Source organism: Paenibacillus sedimenti, assembly GCF_014534655.1.
Taxonomy (GTDB): Bacteria; Bacillota; Bacilli; order Paenibacillales; family NBRC-103111; genus Paenibacillus_E; species Paenibacillus_E sedimenti.
The window spans coordinates 255,204-271,102 of record NZ_JACVVD010000004.1 but is presented as its reverse complement, the minus strand read 5'-3'; the positions used below and the strand labels follow the sequence as shown (position 1 = coordinate 271,102).

General features: G+C 44.7%; 30 protein-coding genes. 28 read left to right on the top strand and 2 right to left on the bottom strand.

The features are described 5' to 3' along the window. The first annotated feature begins 34 nt into the window (after positions 1-34). The 4 genes from ICC18_RS14045 to ICC18_RS14030 are packed head-to-tail and all read left to right on the top strand — an operon-like array spanning position 35 to position 1,624. Entirely contained in the window at positions 35-253 is a 219-nt protein-coding gene (locus ICC18_RS14045; protein ID WP_188175048.1) for a helix-turn-helix transcriptional regulator, read from the top strand. Continuing rightward, positions 254-961, top strand: coding sequence for a hypothetical protein (locus tag ICC18_RS14040; protein ID WP_188175047.1), 708 nt, complete (start codon positions 254-256; stop codon positions 959-961). Beyond that, positions 939-1,484: an accessory gene regulator B family protein gene (locus ICC18_RS14035; protein WP_188175046.1), complete on the top strand. Its 546-nt coding sequence runs from the start codon at positions 939-941 to the stop codon at positions 1,482-1,484. Before ICC18_RS14040 ends, ICC18_RS14035 begins: the two co-directional genes overlap by 23 nt. 17 nt (positions 1,485-1,501) lie before the next feature. Further along, entirely contained in the window at positions 1,502-1,624 is a 123-nt protein-coding gene (locus ICC18_RS14030) for a cyclic lactone autoinducer peptide (RefSeq protein WP_188175045.1), read from the top strand. Positions 1,625-1,679: 55 nt separating this feature from the next. Here ICC18_RS14030 and ICC18_RS14025 read toward each other — a convergent pair whose 3' ends face one another. After that, positions 1,680-2,030, bottom strand: coding sequence for a hypothetical protein (locus tag ICC18_RS14025; protein ID WP_188175044.1), 351 nt, complete (start codon positions 2,028-2,030; stop codon positions 1,680-1,682). A 255-nt stretch (positions 2,031-2,285) separates the two neighbouring features. Between ICC18_RS14025 and ICC18_RS14020 the strand changes: the two genes are divergently transcribed. Next, positions 2,286-2,552: a helix-turn-helix domain-containing protein gene (locus ICC18_RS14020; RefSeq protein WP_188175043.1), complete on the top strand. Its 267-nt coding sequence runs from the start codon at positions 2,286-2,288 to the stop codon at positions 2,550-2,552. Positions 2,553-2,785: 233 nt separating this feature from the next. On the opposite strand, the gene ICC18_RS14015 is transcribed toward ICC18_RS14020, so the two are convergent. Further along, a complete protein-coding gene (locus ICC18_RS14015; RefSeq protein WP_188175042.1) occupies positions 2,786-3,181 on the bottom strand; it encodes a helix-turn-helix domain-containing protein in 396 nt (131 codons plus the stop codon). A 115-nt stretch (positions 3,182-3,296) separates the two neighbouring features. Here ICC18_RS14015 and ICC18_RS14010 point away from each other — a divergent pair, with 115 nt between their 5' ends. From ICC18_RS14010 to ICC18_RS13905, 23 genes are all read left to right on the top strand, one after another. Further along, complete coding sequence (locus tag ICC18_RS14010) at positions 3,297-3,614, top strand: helix-turn-helix transcriptional regulator (RefSeq protein WP_188175041.1); 318 nt, start codon at positions 3,297-3,299, stop codon at positions 3,612-3,614. A 195-nt stretch (positions 3,615-3,809) separates the two neighbouring features. Then, positions 3,810-3,998 carry a hypothetical protein gene (locus ICC18_RS14005; protein WP_188175040.1) on the top strand — a complete coding sequence of 63 codons (189 nt, stop codon included), beginning with the start codon at positions 3,810-3,812 and terminating at the stop codon, positions 3,996-3,998. Then, the gene (locus tag ICC18_RS14000) at positions 3,995-4,729 is read left to right on the top strand and encodes a phage antirepressor KilAC domain-containing protein (protein ID WP_188175039.1); all 735 of its coding nucleotides are present in this window, start codon (positions 3,995-3,997) and stop codon (positions 4,727-4,729) included. Before ICC18_RS14005 ends, ICC18_RS14000 begins: the two co-directional genes overlap by 4 nt. 104 nt (positions 4,730-4,833) lie before the next feature. After that, complete coding sequence (locus ICC18_RS13995) at positions 4,834-4,977, top strand: hypothetical protein (RefSeq protein WP_188175038.1); 144 nt, start codon at positions 4,834-4,836, stop codon at positions 4,975-4,977. After that, the gene (locus tag ICC18_RS13990) at positions 4,974-5,225 is read left to right on the top strand and encodes a DUF7667 family protein (RefSeq protein WP_188175037.1); all 252 of its coding nucleotides are present in this window, start codon (positions 4,974-4,976) and stop codon (positions 5,223-5,225) included. The genes ICC18_RS13995 and ICC18_RS13990 overlap by 4 nt, the downstream gene beginning before the upstream one ends. A 108-nt stretch (positions 5,226-5,333) precedes the next feature. Continuing rightward, a complete protein-coding gene (locus ICC18_RS34330; RefSeq protein ID WP_262495866.1) occupies positions 5,334-5,465 on the top strand; it encodes a hypothetical protein in 132 nt (43 codons plus the stop codon). Further along, positions 5,444-6,142 (top strand): sigma-70 family RNA polymerase sigma factor, encoded by a 699-nt coding sequence (locus tag ICC18_RS13985; protein ID WP_188175036.1) that lies wholly within the window; start codon positions 5,444-5,446, stop codon positions 6,140-6,142. Before ICC18_RS34330 ends, ICC18_RS13985 begins: the two co-directional genes overlap by 22 nt. Further along, positions 6,139-6,339: a hypothetical protein gene (locus tag ICC18_RS13980; RefSeq protein WP_188175035.1), complete on the top strand. Its 201-nt coding sequence runs from the start codon at positions 6,139-6,141 to the stop codon at positions 6,337-6,339. The genes ICC18_RS13985 and ICC18_RS13980 overlap by 4 nt, the downstream gene beginning before the upstream one ends. Further along, positions 6,327-7,886, top strand: coding sequence for an ATPase (locus ICC18_RS13975; RefSeq protein WP_188175034.1), 1,560 nt, complete (start codon positions 6,327-6,329; stop codon positions 7,884-7,886). The genes ICC18_RS13980 and ICC18_RS13975 overlap by 13 nt, the downstream gene beginning before the upstream one ends. Further along, the gene (locus ICC18_RS13970) at positions 7,883-8,128 is read left to right on the top strand and encodes a hypothetical protein (RefSeq protein WP_188175033.1); all 246 of its coding nucleotides are present in this window, start codon (positions 7,883-7,885) and stop codon (positions 8,126-8,128) included. The genes ICC18_RS13975 and ICC18_RS13970 overlap by 4 nt, the downstream gene beginning before the upstream one ends. After that, on the top strand, positions 8,125-8,601 hold the full coding sequence (locus tag ICC18_RS13965) for a DUF1360 domain-containing protein (protein WP_188175032.1): 477 nt from the start codon (positions 8,125-8,127) through the stop codon (positions 8,599-8,601). The genes ICC18_RS13970 and ICC18_RS13965 overlap by 4 nt, the downstream gene beginning before the upstream one ends. Continuing rightward, positions 8,591-8,779, top strand: a complete 189-nt coding sequence (locus tag ICC18_RS13960) for a helix-turn-helix domain-containing protein (protein ID WP_188175031.1) — start codon at positions 8,591-8,593, stop codon at positions 8,777-8,779. Before ICC18_RS13965 ends, ICC18_RS13960 begins: the two co-directional genes overlap by 11 nt. A gap of 12 nt (positions 8,780-8,791) precedes the next feature. Further along, positions 8,792-8,980 carry a hypothetical protein gene (locus tag ICC18_RS13955; RefSeq protein WP_188175030.1) on the top strand — a complete coding sequence of 63 codons (189 nt, stop codon included), beginning with the start codon at positions 8,792-8,794 and terminating at the stop codon, positions 8,978-8,980. 3 nt (positions 8,981-8,983) lie between these two features. Next, the gene (locus ICC18_RS13950; RefSeq protein WP_188175029.1) at positions 8,984-9,889 is read left to right on the top strand and encodes a RecT family recombinase; all 906 of its coding nucleotides are present in this window, start codon (positions 8,984-8,986) and stop codon (positions 9,887-9,889) included. 3 nt (positions 9,890-9,892) lie between these two features. Then, positions 9,893-10,654 (top strand): MBL fold metallo-hydrolase, encoded by a 762-nt coding sequence (locus ICC18_RS13945; RefSeq protein WP_188175028.1) that lies wholly within the window; start codon positions 9,893-9,895, stop codon positions 10,652-10,654. After that, positions 10,651-11,013, top strand: a complete 363-nt coding sequence (locus ICC18_RS13940) for a hypothetical protein (RefSeq protein ID WP_188175027.1) — start codon at positions 10,651-10,653, stop codon at positions 11,011-11,013. The genes ICC18_RS13945 and ICC18_RS13940 overlap by 4 nt, the downstream gene beginning before the upstream one ends. Before the next feature lie 6 nt (positions 11,014-11,019). Then, a complete protein-coding gene (locus ICC18_RS13935) occupies positions 11,020-11,826 on the top strand; it encodes a replication protein (protein WP_188175026.1) in 807 nt (268 codons plus the stop codon). Then, positions 11,771-12,103 (top strand): replicative helicase loader/inhibitor, encoded by a 333-nt coding sequence (locus tag ICC18_RS13930; protein ID WP_188175025.1) that lies wholly within the window; start codon positions 11,771-11,773, stop codon positions 12,101-12,103. The genes ICC18_RS13935 and ICC18_RS13930 overlap by 56 nt, the downstream gene beginning before the upstream one ends. Then, positions 12,066-13,430, top strand: coding sequence for a replicative DNA helicase (locus ICC18_RS13925; RefSeq protein WP_312029528.1), 1,365 nt, complete (start codon positions 12,066-12,068; stop codon positions 13,428-13,430). The genes ICC18_RS13930 and ICC18_RS13925 overlap by 38 nt, the downstream gene beginning before the upstream one ends. Beyond that, positions 13,427-13,957 (top strand): hypothetical protein, encoded by a 531-nt coding sequence (locus tag ICC18_RS13920; protein WP_188175024.1) that lies wholly within the window; start codon positions 13,427-13,429, stop codon positions 13,955-13,957. The genes ICC18_RS13925 and ICC18_RS13920 overlap by 4 nt, the downstream gene beginning before the upstream one ends. Positions 13,958-13,972: 15 nt before the next feature. Then, positions 13,973-14,248, top strand: a complete 276-nt coding sequence (locus ICC18_RS13915; RefSeq protein WP_188175023.1) for a hypothetical protein — start codon at positions 13,973-13,975, stop codon at positions 14,246-14,248. Between the two features lie 11 nt (positions 14,249-14,259). Beyond that, positions 14,260-14,571, top strand: a complete 312-nt coding sequence (locus ICC18_RS13910; RefSeq protein WP_188175022.1) for a hypothetical protein — start codon at positions 14,260-14,262, stop codon at positions 14,569-14,571. After that, a complete protein-coding gene (locus ICC18_RS13905; RefSeq protein WP_223192559.1) occupies positions 14,568-15,899 on the top strand; it encodes a DNA cytosine methyltransferase in 1,332 nt (443 codons plus the stop codon). The genes ICC18_RS13910 and ICC18_RS13905 overlap by 4 nt, the downstream gene beginning before the upstream one ends.

Here is a 15,899-nt window from a genome sequence, read left to right as displayed (position 1 = left end):
ATAATTGAATCCCTAAACAGGAGTTGGTTAACTGATGGCAACCAAGAAAAAGCGCCCTGTTATACCACCTTTGTGTGGGGTCACAGAAGTCGCGAGGTTACTTGGTGTTGAGCGCACTACATTACCAAGAATGAGAAAGTTTAAGGATTTCCCACAGCCGATTACACATATTGGGACTAGACCAATTTGGCTTGAGAGTGACATAGTTGATTACAAAGAAATGAGAGAAGCGAAAAAGGACGGTGGTCTATAAATGATTCTTCTTATTAAGCTAGTACTATCAATATTATTTGTTGCAGCATTTGTAATACTAAACTTCTCTATTTTCAAGATACCGATCAAGGGGAATGACAAACAGATAGCGATTTTGGCCTTAATTGTTGGTGGTGTGAACTTTTATTTCAAGTTTGTAGTCGATTCAAGTTATTTCATGTTAATACAATCGATTACATATATAATCCTCTTGGCGTTAATGAGAAGATACCCGCTACTATATTCATTGTTGGTTTGTACAGTTGGGTCTGTAATAAGCACGGCTTTGGATGCCGGTGTATCTTTTGGAGCAGCGTGGTTGAATCTCAGTACTTTTGATCTGATGAATGATAATTTACTCCATTTTACTTTATTTCATATAGTTCAAATAATAATTTATTTATTAATTTCTTTCTTGTTAACAAAAAAGAAAATTGGGTTCTCTTTCGTTTACCACAAGTTTTATGTCATGGAAAAATATAATGTCATTTGGATGGTTCTCCTGGTACTCGTCACATCAGGACTAACTTTCGGCAGCTTGCACTTTAATGTTTTCTCTATGCACGGGTACATACTTCTTATTATAACAGCAGCGCTTATAGGTCTTTTGATTTATGGATTTTTCCAAAATAAAAGATCACTTCGGGACCGTTACGATCCATCATTTTTTGTACGTGATAAAGGAGATGATTTTACTGATCACGGTTGATAAATTAGCTCATCAAATAGCAAATTCCATACACAAAAATGCCCCTGAGTTTTCACCAGCAATATTAAAATACATGCTTTCAGCAATTCTAAATTTACTAATCACTGTTATTATTGTTCTTGTCATAGCGGGATTCACAGGTCATTTCCTTGATGCATTTTTATGTGTCTGGGCTTTTCCATTACTAAGGCACTTTAGTGGTGGAATGCACTTTAAATCTAACACCATTTGCAATGTAGTTTCATCTTTCTTTATCCTTCTAGCGATCTTTTTACCAGTAAATTACTGGTATGAAGGTCTTGTATTAAATATAATTGCTGTATCAATATTACTAATTAATGCACCTCAAGGAGTCAAAGGTACTATAGATCCAAAGTTTTACCCTGTATTAAAGGTGATATCAGTCCTAATTGTAGCGTCTAATTTTTTATTTCAATCGCATATTCTCACACTTGTTTTCTTAATTCAAGCATTAACCACTTTTAGCTTATTCCAGAAGTTAATAGATAAGTTGAAACTGTAGGGGAGGTGACTGAAACTATGTTGAAAGAATTTGCTGCTAGACAAGCAGGTAAGATGCTTACGTTTATGGCTAAGAAATTTAGCAAAACAAACTGCTGGTTCGCGTGTTATAGTGAAGAAGTTCCTCAAGAACTGAAATAAATTAAGCAAAAAAGCGGATCTCCACCATTCGGAGGGTCCGCTTTTTTAAATGTGATTATACAGTTTTCCTTAATCTCTTAACAAATAAGGAGCCTTTCAAAAAGACGTCAGCTGCCATTTTTTCAAATCGTCTAGCGTCTTCTTTGATCCAATTCAGGAGTCTCATGTTATCGATAGTGATTACCTTCGTTTCGCCCCGCGCTGTGTTATGGTGCTTCATCAAGATGTACAACGCCTCGTCTTGTTGTTCGAAGTGGATATCATTATTCAAATAAATTCGAAAGGTATCCTCAGTAGTTTGAATATACACTCCAATAATACCGTCACCTAAATGAGTCGTATAGGTCAATTTTACTTCATCGTGCTCTTTTATTTTTTTATACGGATCAAACTTCAGGATATCCAACAGAATCAACTCCTCGATAAAGAAAGTTTTTGCTGCATTTTGGTGAATTTATTTTTGTAATGCATTTATGTATTAATTCAAACCTCATAGTGCGAACCTATCGAATTATTGCGCAGCCGCAATACAATTGGACCATTCGAGAGGTTTTTATTATTTATCCATCCCCCTATATCAGAATCAGATTGATTTAGTAGAACATGCTTGGTACGATTAAAGTGTATTTTAAATACTGCTCTCAATTGGAGGCCTGCAGCTATGCCGCGCTATAAGCTCGGACGCTGTAACCTGCCAGAAATACTCGATAAACTTGGTATATCTAATCAAGAGTTTGCCGACAAACTGGGCATGTCTCGACAACAGGCTGGAGACTACATCAACGATAAAAAGAAGATGGGTACCGCATTAACCTGGTCAGTTGCCGATACGCTAGGCGTCCGTGAACGCGACATTTACCCTTGTATTGAAATACCTATAAAGGCATCTACGCGCAGGAAGCAGCAGTCGATGAAGAGTACCGAATAGGTTTCTCTTCTGGCACTGTTGTCAACCTTTAGGTTTACAAAGTGAATTCCAGAGCCCCATAAAAGGGACTGTGAAAATAATATTAGCACGAACACAGCATAAAGAGTATGCGAACATACAATCTTTGTGAGAATTTAATCAGAAATAACAAATCGTGTCGATACATGTCAAATGATTAATCTTGTAGATAAATTGTAACAGGAACGTTTGTTTGCATTACGGTCATATTTCGGTCAATTTTGACTTTTCTTCCTCTTGCTTCCCTCGATATCCTCTTCCACTGTGAACTGAAAAAACTTCAATGCATATCTGAGCTTTTCCTCATCAACGTTGCTATTCTTCCTCAAAATATCTTCCATTTCGAGCAGAAATTTTTTCTTAATAACTTCGTCTTCCGAGAGTTTTTCGTTTGTTATTGGAGGTGTTGGATCATCAGTCAAACCAAGAAGAAAATCGGAACTTGTCTTAAGAACAGTCGCTAATTTACCTAGAACATCCCCAGGCGGCATGCTAACATTCCTCTCATAAGAGGATAAAACCGCTCTTGTAACGCCTACTTGTTCAGCGCATTCGTCTTGTTTAAGATCAAAGCTAGCTCTCCGCTCTTTTATGCGTTCACCTAGTGACATTTTACTCACCCTTTGCATATATTGATTTTGTGTAATTTAAAATTTTATATTTTTATATTGCGCAAATTAAAATGTCATGTTATATTCGATTTACCAAAAGGACAGGAGGTGAAAAATGGTAAATATGATGGCAAGGGCTCCAAGAAGATCAAAAGCATCACCCAAGAAGAAAGATCGAATTAAACAACCGCGGCAACGGTTTAAAGAACTTCGACTTTCTAAAGACATTTCGCAAAGTAAGATGGCTAGTGATTTAGAAATCTCTGATGTTACTCTTCGGATGATTGAGAATGGGCAAAACGATCCGAGCTTTATGATGTCCTATGTGTATGCTTTGTACTTAGGAACCACTGTAGAAGAGGTTTTTCCTGATGTAGTAGAAGAAGCGAAGAAGTATTTTAAAACCCTAGAAATGAATTTCAAGTTTTCGTGATTTTCTTTCACGGTCAAGCAATTTATAATTGCATACTCATTATATTACGATATTTTAAATATCGCAACGCGGAACATTTGTTCTTGTTTTATTCCTTTGATTATTTCATAGGTTTATTTCTCTATGACCACCATGTAATTAAAAATTGCGGTATAAGATAATTATGAAAATTTAAATTTCAACGAGGTGATCGATATGAGTTACATGCTGCAAGTAGTCGCTGCAATGCGTGATGAAGCTCTGAAAACCAAAATCACCAAGAAACAGCTCACTAATCAATTCAACGAAATTATCAGTTCCTGTGATCAACATACTCTCGCCTACATCCACTGCTACCTTATGACTCTTAAAATCTTTATGCCGGATGGTGGTGAGAAGCCTTGACCCAAATCTTCAACTTCAACGGTGCCCAGCTCCGCATGATCGAGAAAGACGGTCAACCATGGTTTGTTGCCAAAGACGTATGTGACATTCTGGAGATCAGCAATCCAACAGTTGCAATCCAAAGGTTAGATGCTGATGAGGTGACTAAGTTTAACTTAGGAGGCTTGCACGGCGAAACTAATATCGTTAATGAATACGGCCTTTATAGCTTAGTGCTCGGCAGTCGCAAACCCGAAGCCAAAGCATTTAAACGCTGGGTTACTCACGAAGTTCTCCCTTCCATCCGCAAACACGGCATGTATGCCCGGGAAGAACTGCTCGACAATCCGGACCTGCTCATCCAAGTTGCAACAAAGCTGAAAGAGGAACGCGCAGCCAAGGCGCTGCTGGAGCAGAAGATTGAAGCCGATCGGCCAAAAGTCATCTTCGCGGACGCAGTCACGGCCAGCAAGAGCAGCATTCTCATCGGTGAGTTGGCAAAGATTCTCAAACAGAACGGCGTAGATACAGGCCAGAACCGGTTATTCACTTGGCTTCGGGATAATAGCTATCTCATCAGCCGCAAGGGAACGGACTTCAATATGCCTACGCAGTACAGCATGGAGCTTGGACTTTTTGAGATAAAAGAAACGAGCGTGAGCCATTCGGACGGCCATATCACGATCAGCAAGACGCCGAAGGTCACGGGAAAAGGGCAGTTGTACTTCATCAATAAGTTAAAGCAAGCTTAAATCCCTGCCTTAAGCAATAACAGCAAAAATCGCCGTCTATACCTCCTTATCGTCGCATCACGCTTGAGGGAATGAAAAATAAATCCCTAAAGGACGTGACCAATATGAGAGTGAAAATCAATGGTAAGGACTTAAATCCCGGCGACCGCGTAACATTTGAAAGCTCAGAATACTCGGACGGTCAAGGATTAGTGGTTCTCATCGCGGGAATTATCGCAGGCTATTTATGGTGGAGGGGTTTTCTATGATCGGCATCCATCCGGTTCACCGAAGAATGGCTGAGATTCACACTCAGGCCATGCGTCTTGGTGGCTATGAAATGCTGCCTTATAAGGTTCAATGCGAGTTGCAACAATGCGTGGTGCTTAATGCAACCATCGTCATGAAGCTCGATGGCTTGAAGACTCTCGCTCTACATGCTCAAGAAATGAATGACATGGACTGGGTAGCAGAATTGTGCGGTAAGATCGATGAGCTTGAAACACTAATGATTTGAGGTGCTCGTGTGGAGCTGCTAATAGTATCGACAGTATTCGTCGGCTTAAACATGATTGCAATTTTTACTTACCCGCTTTGGTGGCGGTTGGTAAAGGAGGATTAGCCGATGCCTGACGAGCGGCTTGAACGGCTTGGCACTTATTTTGTTCATTTCGGCATCCGGGAACGGTACTGCATTACATTTGAGCAATTCATTGAAAAGGTTGTGAATGGAGCGTGGACAGCGTGGCTTGCGTAACAGCGGAACACATGGATGAAATGGCGCGAACCCATATGAGGCTTGTGTATAGTGTTGCAAATAAATTCAATCGTAGTGCTCAGAAATTGCACGTCGATTTCGACGATCTGGTCGGCGCGGGCTGCATCGGATTGGTGGCAGCAATCAAGAATTTTGATCCGGAAAGCTTCAACAACGTACAGTTCAGCACCTATGCTGTCCCGATGATTTCGGGAGAAATTAAGAGATTCTTGAATGGTGGAGGAGCACGGGCGATTAGGGCAAAGGACATGATCATAGTTCTAGGTAAAATCTATAAACAAAACCTTTTTGCTTACTCTCCTGACGAAATTGCGGACATTCTTGATTGCAAGCTTTATCTGGTGTTTGATGCCATCAAGTATAACAAATTCACTTACATGTCCAAGGATGCCATTGCATTCGGGGTTGATGAGGAAAGACCGATTCCTCTTGAATTAATGCTTTCCCACGAACAGGACGACACTAGCGCACACGTCAAAGAATTTCTCTCAACGCTTACTGAACATGAGTTGACGGCGGTCATGATGCGACTAAACGATGCTTTGCAACGGGAAATTAGCGAGGTTATCGGGATTGCTCAATCCCAGGTATCACGGCTGCTGATACGGATCGGGAACAGATTTAAGGAATATATGGCTGGGGAGGCAATGGCATGAAACCCAAACACAGCAAACCGGACTCACGCGGAATGATGTTTGTTGCTTGTTCGGAATGCAAACGGGGCGGTAACGGGAACGAAAGTTGCAGCAGTGGTTGGTTAATCAAACGTGGTGGACCGGAGAAAGGCGCATGCTTCTCGGGTGAACTGCTCGACAAATTCAAAGAAAGCGAGGCTAATCAATGCCAAAAGTGATCAAATTCAAGCAATTGCACTTAATCAGCTTCACCGGCCATGACGAAATCACGGTCGATTATGGAGACATTACAAAGCTGTCCGGTAAGAACGGAGAGGGAAAATCATCGATCGGAACGGCTCCGGTATGGATCAAATGGGGCGTGGACTTATCCGGTGCAAAGTTTAATCCATCGCCAACAGATCGACCATTTGAACGGGTTTTCGGCTCCATACTACTATCCTTTGATGGTACGGATGTGCTTCTGGCTCGGGAGATCGTGAAGGGCAGCAACAAGTTCTACATTAATGAAGTGCCGCAGAAAGCTACAGAATTTGATGCTTTTGTCGCGACTCTATTTGATAAAGAGCAATTTCTTTCCCTCTATAACCCGGGCTTCTTCTTTACCCAGCACTGGCAGAAACAGCGCGAGCAGGTCATGAAGCATGTAACGCCTCCTTCTAATAAAGAAGTATTTCAGGCAATGTCTAGGACATCACCTGATCAGAAGGCGGCAGAAATCAAGCTGAACCCGCAGGCGGAACGGCTCGAAGAGGAATTGAAGAAGCTGAGCATTGCCGACCTGGAGAAGAAGTATGCGGACCTCAAGAACAAAAACGACAAATGGCATACTCAGGCACAAGGCAGTGTTAAGACGCTATCCGAACAGCTCGCAGCGCTCGGACACGCTAAAGAGATCGATCGGGAAGCGCTTGAGGCGGAGATCGAGCAACTGGATGCCAAAGTTCGCTCCTTTGATGTAGACAATCAATTAGTAATGCAACGCGAATTTGATCGCCAGCAGCTTCATAACAAAATAGAATTGCTGATAAAGCAGATTCGTGACGGCAAGGAAGAGCATACAAGGTTGAAGGAACAAGAAGTAAAAACCCATTGCCACGCTTGCGAGCAAGAACTCACGGAAGAAGCGAAGACTACTTTGCTTAGTAACAAAAAGGTTCTCCTTAACGTAATTGCCCAGCGAGTAAATGACCAAATGAAAGAAAGGGATGGCCTTAAATTAAAGCTTGAAGCCTTGATTCCGCTGGATCCGCCGAAACCGGTGGCCGAAACAATCGCACGTATCGCGGAAATCAATTCGGTCTTGCAGGCTGAAAGGACTCGAGCAAAAGCTGCATTAGACCTGGAGAAAGCGAAGCAATCCGAAGCCGACTTCCTCAAAGCCAAGAACGACTCCATATTCGTGCTCGATGCGATCAAGGCATTCAAAGCGAAGGAAGCGGAGCTGCAGGTATCCAAGGTGCAAGCGTTATTCACTACATTGTCTGTCCGACTATTCGACTACGTTAAGTCTTCGGACACATACACGCCAGCATTCGTCATCCAGATGAACGGGAAGGATTATCCAGCATTATCGGTGGGAGAGAAGATCAGCGCGGGCTTAGAGCTTTCAGAGGTCTTGTATAAGCAAAGTGAATTGATCGTTCCTACCTTCGTTGATGGCATCGGGGAGTACACGGGCAAAGTCGCGGTGTATGGGCAGCTTATCACGGGCCGGGCGGTACCGGATCAACTATTGAAAATTGAGAGTGAGGATGTTCAATGACAGTCCTTGAACTATTGAATTCATTAAAAAAGGATGCCGAGCGCTATGTTGCCCAAGGCGATGCATCCGTCAAACGTAACCGTCACATGAATGAATTGGCGGAAGCCGAGGGCATTGATCAACGCCACATCGAAGCAATACTCGTTGATTTTATCAATAACATAGCTGGACGCTACGGCATTGATTATGCCCTTTATACCATTGACATAAGAGTTCGGCTAGAAAGCGAGGTAGTTCAATGACGCCATTTACCTTCCTACTCCTAGCCCTTGCCGTCTACCGGCTGACCCACTTCATCGTCTTCGACAAACTATTTGAACGGGTCCGCAGCCAATTCGTAAAGCGCGGGTTCGATGGCCAAAACATCACGTTCACCCTGCAAGGCACCGGCATTCGTCGCTTTATCGGCCAGATCATCAATTGCTATTGGTGCGCGGGCATCTGGGTTTCAGCGCTATTCATCGTCGGCTACCTTACAGCCCCTACCGTCGCATTCTACATCGCCGCAGTGCTTGCCCTTGCCGCAGTACAATCGATCGGTGAAACACTCATACTCAAGGCTTCCGGCATGCCGCTTGAGATGACCCCAACAGGGCCCGCCACTCACGAAGAGGATGGACTTGGAGTAGCCCGTGGATTCGTGAACGCCGTCATCATAACTGTTGGCATAGCAGTGATCATTGCCGGCTGCTGGTATCTGATCCATGTACGGTGACAAAATAGCAGCACTACGCCGGGCGCGGAGCATGACACAGGAGCAATTGGCTTCTTCTCTTGGATTATTGCGAGTATCGATCAGTCATTACGAGAACAACCGCAGGGAACCGGATTATAGGACACTCATCAAGATAGCTGACTTCTTCAAAGTAACTACGGATTACATTATTCGATAGGGAGCGATTCAAATGCCAAACACCTATAAAGTCAAGAAAACCGATGCTGGGAATGCCTTGTTTGAAGGGCAAAAGGTCACTCCATATTACGAGGATACCAAGGAAATGATCATCAATGGCGCTCGCGCTGACGCAGATCACCATGTAAAGAAAGATGGTCAATATTTTGCTGAACACTTCGAAATCTCGGGAGGTAATTAATCTATGACAACTCAAATTACAACTGTCGGCAATTGGACCGCTGAAGACATAACAACTATGAAAGAAACTCTTGCTGTAGGAACAACCGATTCACAATTTCAGCTATTCCTACGAACTGCTCACGCCTCTGGTTTGAACCCTTTTCTCAATCACATCTATGCAATCACGTATCAAGGTAAAATGTCCTTGCAGATTGGTATTGAAGGAATTGCTTATTTAGCCAAGCAGAAAGATGGCTATCAAGGGTATGATGTTCAAGTTGTTTATGAAGGAGAATTGTTTAAACCGAAACGTGCAAAGGATGGGACTTGGGAAATCGAACATGAACCAGATGGATTCCCTAATGCTGACGCCAAGATTCTTGGGGCATATGCAGTTGCTTATCGCGAAGGATTCAAGCCATATACTGTCATCATGCCATTCTCAGAAGTTGAACACTTTCAAAAAAGCTCAATTCCAAATCAACAAACCATGTGGAAAAGATACACGGCCGATATGTTTAAGAAGCATGTATTGAAGAGAGCCTTGAAGGGTCAGTTTGGTATCGACATTAATGAAGATGATGTCACTCTTTCACCTTCCGCTTCAACTCAGGATAACGGCGAGCCGATGCGCCGGGACATTACGAGTGAGGCCACCCATTCAGATGCAAAGTTTAAGCCGGCGGAACATGAACAACCAAAACCAGATCCGAAAGAGAAAGCCAGAGCGGACATTAAATTGAAGCTGGCACAACTTGGTTTAACAACAGTTCCTGCAATTGATGGGTTCTTCCAAACCAATCAAGTCAGATATGATGACCCGAAAAACCCGACTCTAAAAGAGCTACAAGGCGTAATCAAGTTGCTTGACCTTAAACTTGCCGAGAAAGAGAATGCGGACAATGACGAGCTGCCGATCGAGGATTAAAGGATGAAAGTAACCATCCTCGCATCCGGAAGCAACGGTAACTGTATTCACATTAAAAGCGGGAACGCCGGCGTCCTTATCGACGCTGGCCGATGGAAACGGGATATTGAAAAGCGGTTGATTGATAACGGCATTAATCCAGCTACCGACATCCAGGGTATATGTATCACACACGCTCACGGCGACCACATCCGGGGACTGACTATCGCCAACAAATACAGCATCCCTGTCTTCGCCTCAGAAGGGGAATGGAAGGACATCGATTCAGTTTCAGACGATCTGCGCCATGCTCTTACAAAAGACAATGACCGCTATTCAATGATCGAGCTTGGAGACATCCACATTTACCCCTTCGGCGTTCATCACGATGCTTACGAGCCGCTTGGATACGCCATTGAGGACGATTTCGGCAACCGCTGCTGCGTGGTGTTCGATACCGGGAAAGTCGATAATGACATGCTGGAAATGATGGAGGGCAGCATCTACATCATTGAAGCTAATCACGATCCGGCGCTGGTTGAAGCATCTGATTACCCAATTGCTACAAAAGCCCGCATACTTTCTGACATCGGTCATTTAAGCAATCAGCAAACGGCAGCAGCCCTCAAACGATTGGTCAAAGGCAAGGGCGAAAGGATCTATCTTACCCACTTATCAAGTAGCAACAACACACCTATGCACGCCAAAGCCGAAGTCATGCGGGCCCTGCTAGAAAAGGGATTTATTGAAGGAAAGCATTATAGTCTGGAGGTTGTGAGCGAATGAAAAAGGTTGTATTGCCGGGATTAATCGTTGATGCGTTAGATGAATATAGGGAGCTCTACGACAATCACATACCTACTATGGTCGCCCATTCATTCAAGAATTACCAAACAAATGAGGCGGGCCGGATTGTTCGGGACTTTGCTGCTGATAACTTTGAAACGTTTCTTAGGGCGATGCTATACGATTATGAGTCGGAGGAGACGCTGCAAGACCGAATTAAGCACGGCGTACTAGAGATTTATCAAGGCTGGATTCAGGCGCCGATCGATGCAACGGATCCGAAAACACGGGAGCATTTTGCAGAGCAGGTCACACAATTCGTAACAACTATATTCGAGGAAGACAGCCAGAGGAAGTGAGGCTGAGTGGCAAACCCTCAACCGGACCGCTACACAAAGATAGCAAATGAGCTATTGGAGCAGGTTCCGAAATTCAAATTCAATGGGACGCAGTTACGAATAATCCTCGTGGTTTGGCGATACACCTACGGTTTCAGGCGTAAATCCCACGAGTTTTCCTTAAACTTTTTGGCTGAAGCGACGGATGCGGGGAGAGGTCAGGTTGATCGGGAACTAACAGCTTTAATCGAAAGAAATGTTCTGAAAGTAATCTCCGGCAATCCTGGCAAGCCCCGGGTGCTCCAATTCAACAAAAATTATGAGGAATGGGATAACGATAGGTGTCCTCTAAAACGAGGACAGTTAATAGAAGAAACAGGTGTCCTCGAAAACGAGGACGCAGTGTCCTCTAAAACGAGGACGGAAGTGTCCTCTAAAACGAGGACAAAGAAAAGAAATAAAGAAACTCTAAAGAAAGAAGAGATATATATGTCAAAAATTCAGTTCCTTGATACCGTATTTTTGACTCAAGAAGAATACGATCGCTTAGTCAATGATTTCGGAAAAGATACGGTTGATCTGTTCATTGAGAAGCTGGATGAATGGCAAACCAATTATCCGAAGAAAACCAAAAAGGATCATAACAAAACGCTACGTGTATGGATTAAAGGTGACCTTGCCAAACAAAAACAGCTTTCAAGCCGCCCTTCAAACAAACAACAGCGGAATCAAGCAGAGATGGATATTTTAAACCAATTCTATAGGGAGGGCGAGGCGCTTGAAGCAAACGGAGACGGCGAAGTTCTTGGCCGCAATCAAAACCTTCTTCCCTAATTTTGAAATAACCACAGCGGTTACGCATGGGTGGCAATCTATGCTCGAAGATGTGAGTTTCGAGCGGGCTCAACAGAATTTAGCCCAGCACATCAAGACGAACCGGTTCCCGCCGACTATAGCGGACATTCGCTGTGAAGCAGCACCAAAACCCATTGATAAAGAAATCGAAGCCCGCAACCGAGACATTGCTTTCTCTGAATGGGTCCGGTTAGGGAAAGATCCGGAGGACTTTGTCTATGATGGAGTTTCAGACATTAAACGACTTTCAAGCTGAGCAGTCCGTCCTTGGCGCGATCCTATCGGATTCCAGATGCTTAGACGAAATCAGCTTCCTTGAGCCAAGGGACTTTCACGAGAAGCATGAGCTCATTTTCAACGTCATCCGCTATCTCCACGAGCAGGACCTTCCAATCGATTTTATTACGGTTGTTGGTGAGTTCGATCGGTTTGGCCGCATTCAAGAGATTGGCGGGGTTACGTATCTAACCGATATGATCGCATCCGTGCCAACGGTCGCCAATGTAAAGTACTATGCACGCATTGTCCGAACAAAAGCTTTACGGCGCCGGATGTATGAGGCCGGGGAAGAGATGAAGAAGGCTGCTGTTAATGGCGATTTCGAAGATGACGAGGATATCTATGCTTCCGCCGAAGAGATCACCGATAAGATCCGTCCGAAAACAGTCGCAAAGATGCGGGACTTTAAGCAAAGCAGAAAGGACTATTACGAGCATCTTAAGACCAAAGCGCAGAAGATTCTCTCGGGATTTAAGCAATTCGATGAGTGGGCGCAGTTGTGGCGGGGATGGCTGTACATCATTGCCGGACGCCCGAGCGTGGGAAAGACGGCCAAGGCGCTGCAACTGGTCTACGGCATCGCGAGCCAGTTTCGGCTAATCGACGGCAAGATGGTCGCCGCCAAGGATGCCGGATGCGTTCTGATCTACTCCCAGGAGATGGGGGAAAACGAGGTCAAGGACAGGATCGTTTCAAATGTGGCTGGGGTGAACTATAACCGGCTCATCAATAAGGGCGGCGAGGAAGGCTTTACAGATCGAGAACAGCAAAAGATTGATGAAGCGTATGACTTGCTCGAATCATTGCCAATTCACATTCAAGATTCGTCTGGTGTAACGATCGAGGAGATTCGCTCCACATCCAAACAGATGATCAAGCAACATGGGAAAATAGCTGCCATCATCGTGGATTACCTGCAGATCATGGAGATCGTACCGAGGCGCGGAGAAAAGCGCCATGAAGCAATTGGGCGCGTTACGCGGACGGCCAAATCAATGGCCCGGAAGATGAATTTCGTATTCATCATGCTCTCGCAGCTCGATCGTTCAGCCGACGATGAGGAGCCGAAGCTCAGGCATTTGAAGGAATCGGGCAGCATTGAGCAGGATGCGGATGTGGTCGAATTCCTTTGGCATGACGGTGAATACGACGGCAATGTGAAAATTGTTCAATCGATCTTTGCCAAGGGGCGAAATGTCGGGCTCAACCGGTTCCGCTATCGTTTCGAATGGTGGTTGCAGCGGTATGTGGAGCTGGAGAAAGAGAAAGAGCCAGAAAAGAAAAAGGCAGGCGGTCGCAAATGAGCAAGATCACTGCTGCTAATTATGACTCAATAGTCGCGTGGCTGAAGGATAAAATCGCCAAGGTCAATAACCCAGCCATCGATCCGGACAGCAAGACTAAACTCCAAAAGAATATCGATATCACGCGGAAGGAGCTGCAACTGTACCTCGCTGCCGAGGTTGCCAAGGATGATGAAGCTTGGCGGAGCAAACGGATCAGCAAGGCCGTCGAGATGGACCATCCATTGATTACACCTGAGAAGAAAGCAGAATTGATGATCGAGTATGACCTAATCGACGGCGCCATTCTTGCCTATCAGCGATCGGAATATGTGAAAAAATATCCGAGTGTGAAGGATGCTTACGAAAAGCTTGGCTGGATAGTTGCAGAACCTAAAGAAGAAGCATCTACAGAGGAACGTAGCGCTTCTGTGGGGCCTTCTACCCCTTCAGGGGAACGTCAGTTCGAAATTGGCGGGAAAGAGGCTGGAAAGTCAAATGATGAAGCCACGCAGGATGATTACGCGAGCGCTGCGGCGTGGTTGTGAGGAAAGGGTGATTATATGGCACGAGTCCATGTTGAAAACGATATTTACATCGATGTTGAATTCAAACAGTGCACTTTGGAACGGAAAAGTATTGTAAAGGAAGGCGACAACAAGGGCAAGGAAGTGTTTAACCCAGTTGGTTATTACGGAAGTCTGGGAGGAGCTTTGAGAGCTGCATTGAGATTAAAAGTTGTGTTAGAACTATCCAAGTCCGCAGTGAATGAGCTTTCTGATCTTGCTGAGATCGTACAGCGTAGCGAAGAGGAAATTATAGGACTCATTGAGATTTAAGGAGGGCTTGAATGCAATCGATAACAATACAATTACTCATTATCGATACCGACCACAACGAGGAGCAGGCTCGGAAGAAAGTAATCGATGCGATGGACGATCTGATCAACGAGTTCTGCGTCCAGCCGATTGAGAAGTCCAAAGTCGTGGATGCCCTGCTCGCTGTAAATCAGGCGGTGCTCGGATTCCTTCTAACTGGCGGGAAAGAGATTCTAGTCTGGGAAGATGTCACACAGTACGTCGAGCTATTCATGAGGCAGCATAATGAGCGGCACATAGATTTGATGCGGATGCAGGCGGCACAGCGGGGGTGGAAGGTTTGAGAAAAACCTTCGTAGAGATGTTCGCTGGCATCGGCGGTATGGGACACGGACTCATGGAAGCCGGATGGGAATGTGTCGGTTATGCGGAATGGGATAAATTCGCACATCAAGCTTATGAGATACTTCATGACCATGAGAAAAGGATGTGGAGCGCATATGACGTCACAAAAGTCACAGATGACGATCTTCGACTGTTTAGAAGAGAGCGAGGAGACATTAGCTTGCTCGCTGGTGGATTTCCTTGCCAAAGCTTCTCAATCGCTGGAAAGCGTCAAGGATTTAGGGACGCTACTCGCGGGACTCTCTTCTTTGAAATCATTAGGTGGGCATCTATTCTCGAACCAGAGTATTTACTCCTTGAGAACGTCACAGGACTCCTCAATCACGACGGGGGGAGGACATTCGAGACCGTCCTCGGAACGTTGGATGAAATGGGGTATGTGGGGGAATGGTGTGTGCTTAACAGCGCAGCCTACGTTCCTCAAAACCGAGAGCGTGTGTTCATTATCGCAAGTGCTAGAGGATCAAGTGGACGAAAAATATTTCCTTTCGGAGCAGAAAACAGCAACTCTATTGAAGTCGTTGGAAGGCTCGAAGGTAACCACGACCAAAACAGCAGAGACTACGGAACTGGGGGGGTAGCACCCACTCTTAGTACGATGCAAGGTGGTGGGCAGGAACCGAAGATTCTTGTTGCAGGGCAATTGGACGATGACACTGGCGGTACTGGCAAAATCTACGATCCTGATGGGATTGCGCCGACTCAGTTGGCTCAGCATGGGAATGCCGTCACTAAGATAGTGATTGGCGCAACAAATACAAACCTTGGAAAGCCACAAAAAATTGTCAATACTCTTCAGGCTAGAGATTACAAAGGATTGCAGGGCAGACAAGAAATGAGTGTAGTGCTTGAACCGATTCCAGTTCTAACACCTGACCGAGAAGAGAAACGACAAAACGGACGCAGATTTAAAGAACCAGGAGAACCAATGTTCACACTTACCGCACAGGATAAGCATGGAGTGGCAATACCCGAACCAAGCGGAATATACACGGGAACATCGCCTGAATTTTTAAGACAACCAGCAGTCGGCTTGAGCAGAACACTAAAAGCAAACAAACATGATGCAGGAATCATTGATACCAATTACCGTATCCGAAAACTCACGCCACTTGAATGCTTCCGTCTCCAAAGTTTCCCTGATGAATGGTACTACAAACTGAAGGAAGCTGGCATAAGCGACAGTCAACTCTACAAGATAGCTGGTAATGCAGTTACGTCGGTTGTTGCTTATGAGATCGGTAAACGGCTTATTGAAGGGAGTTAA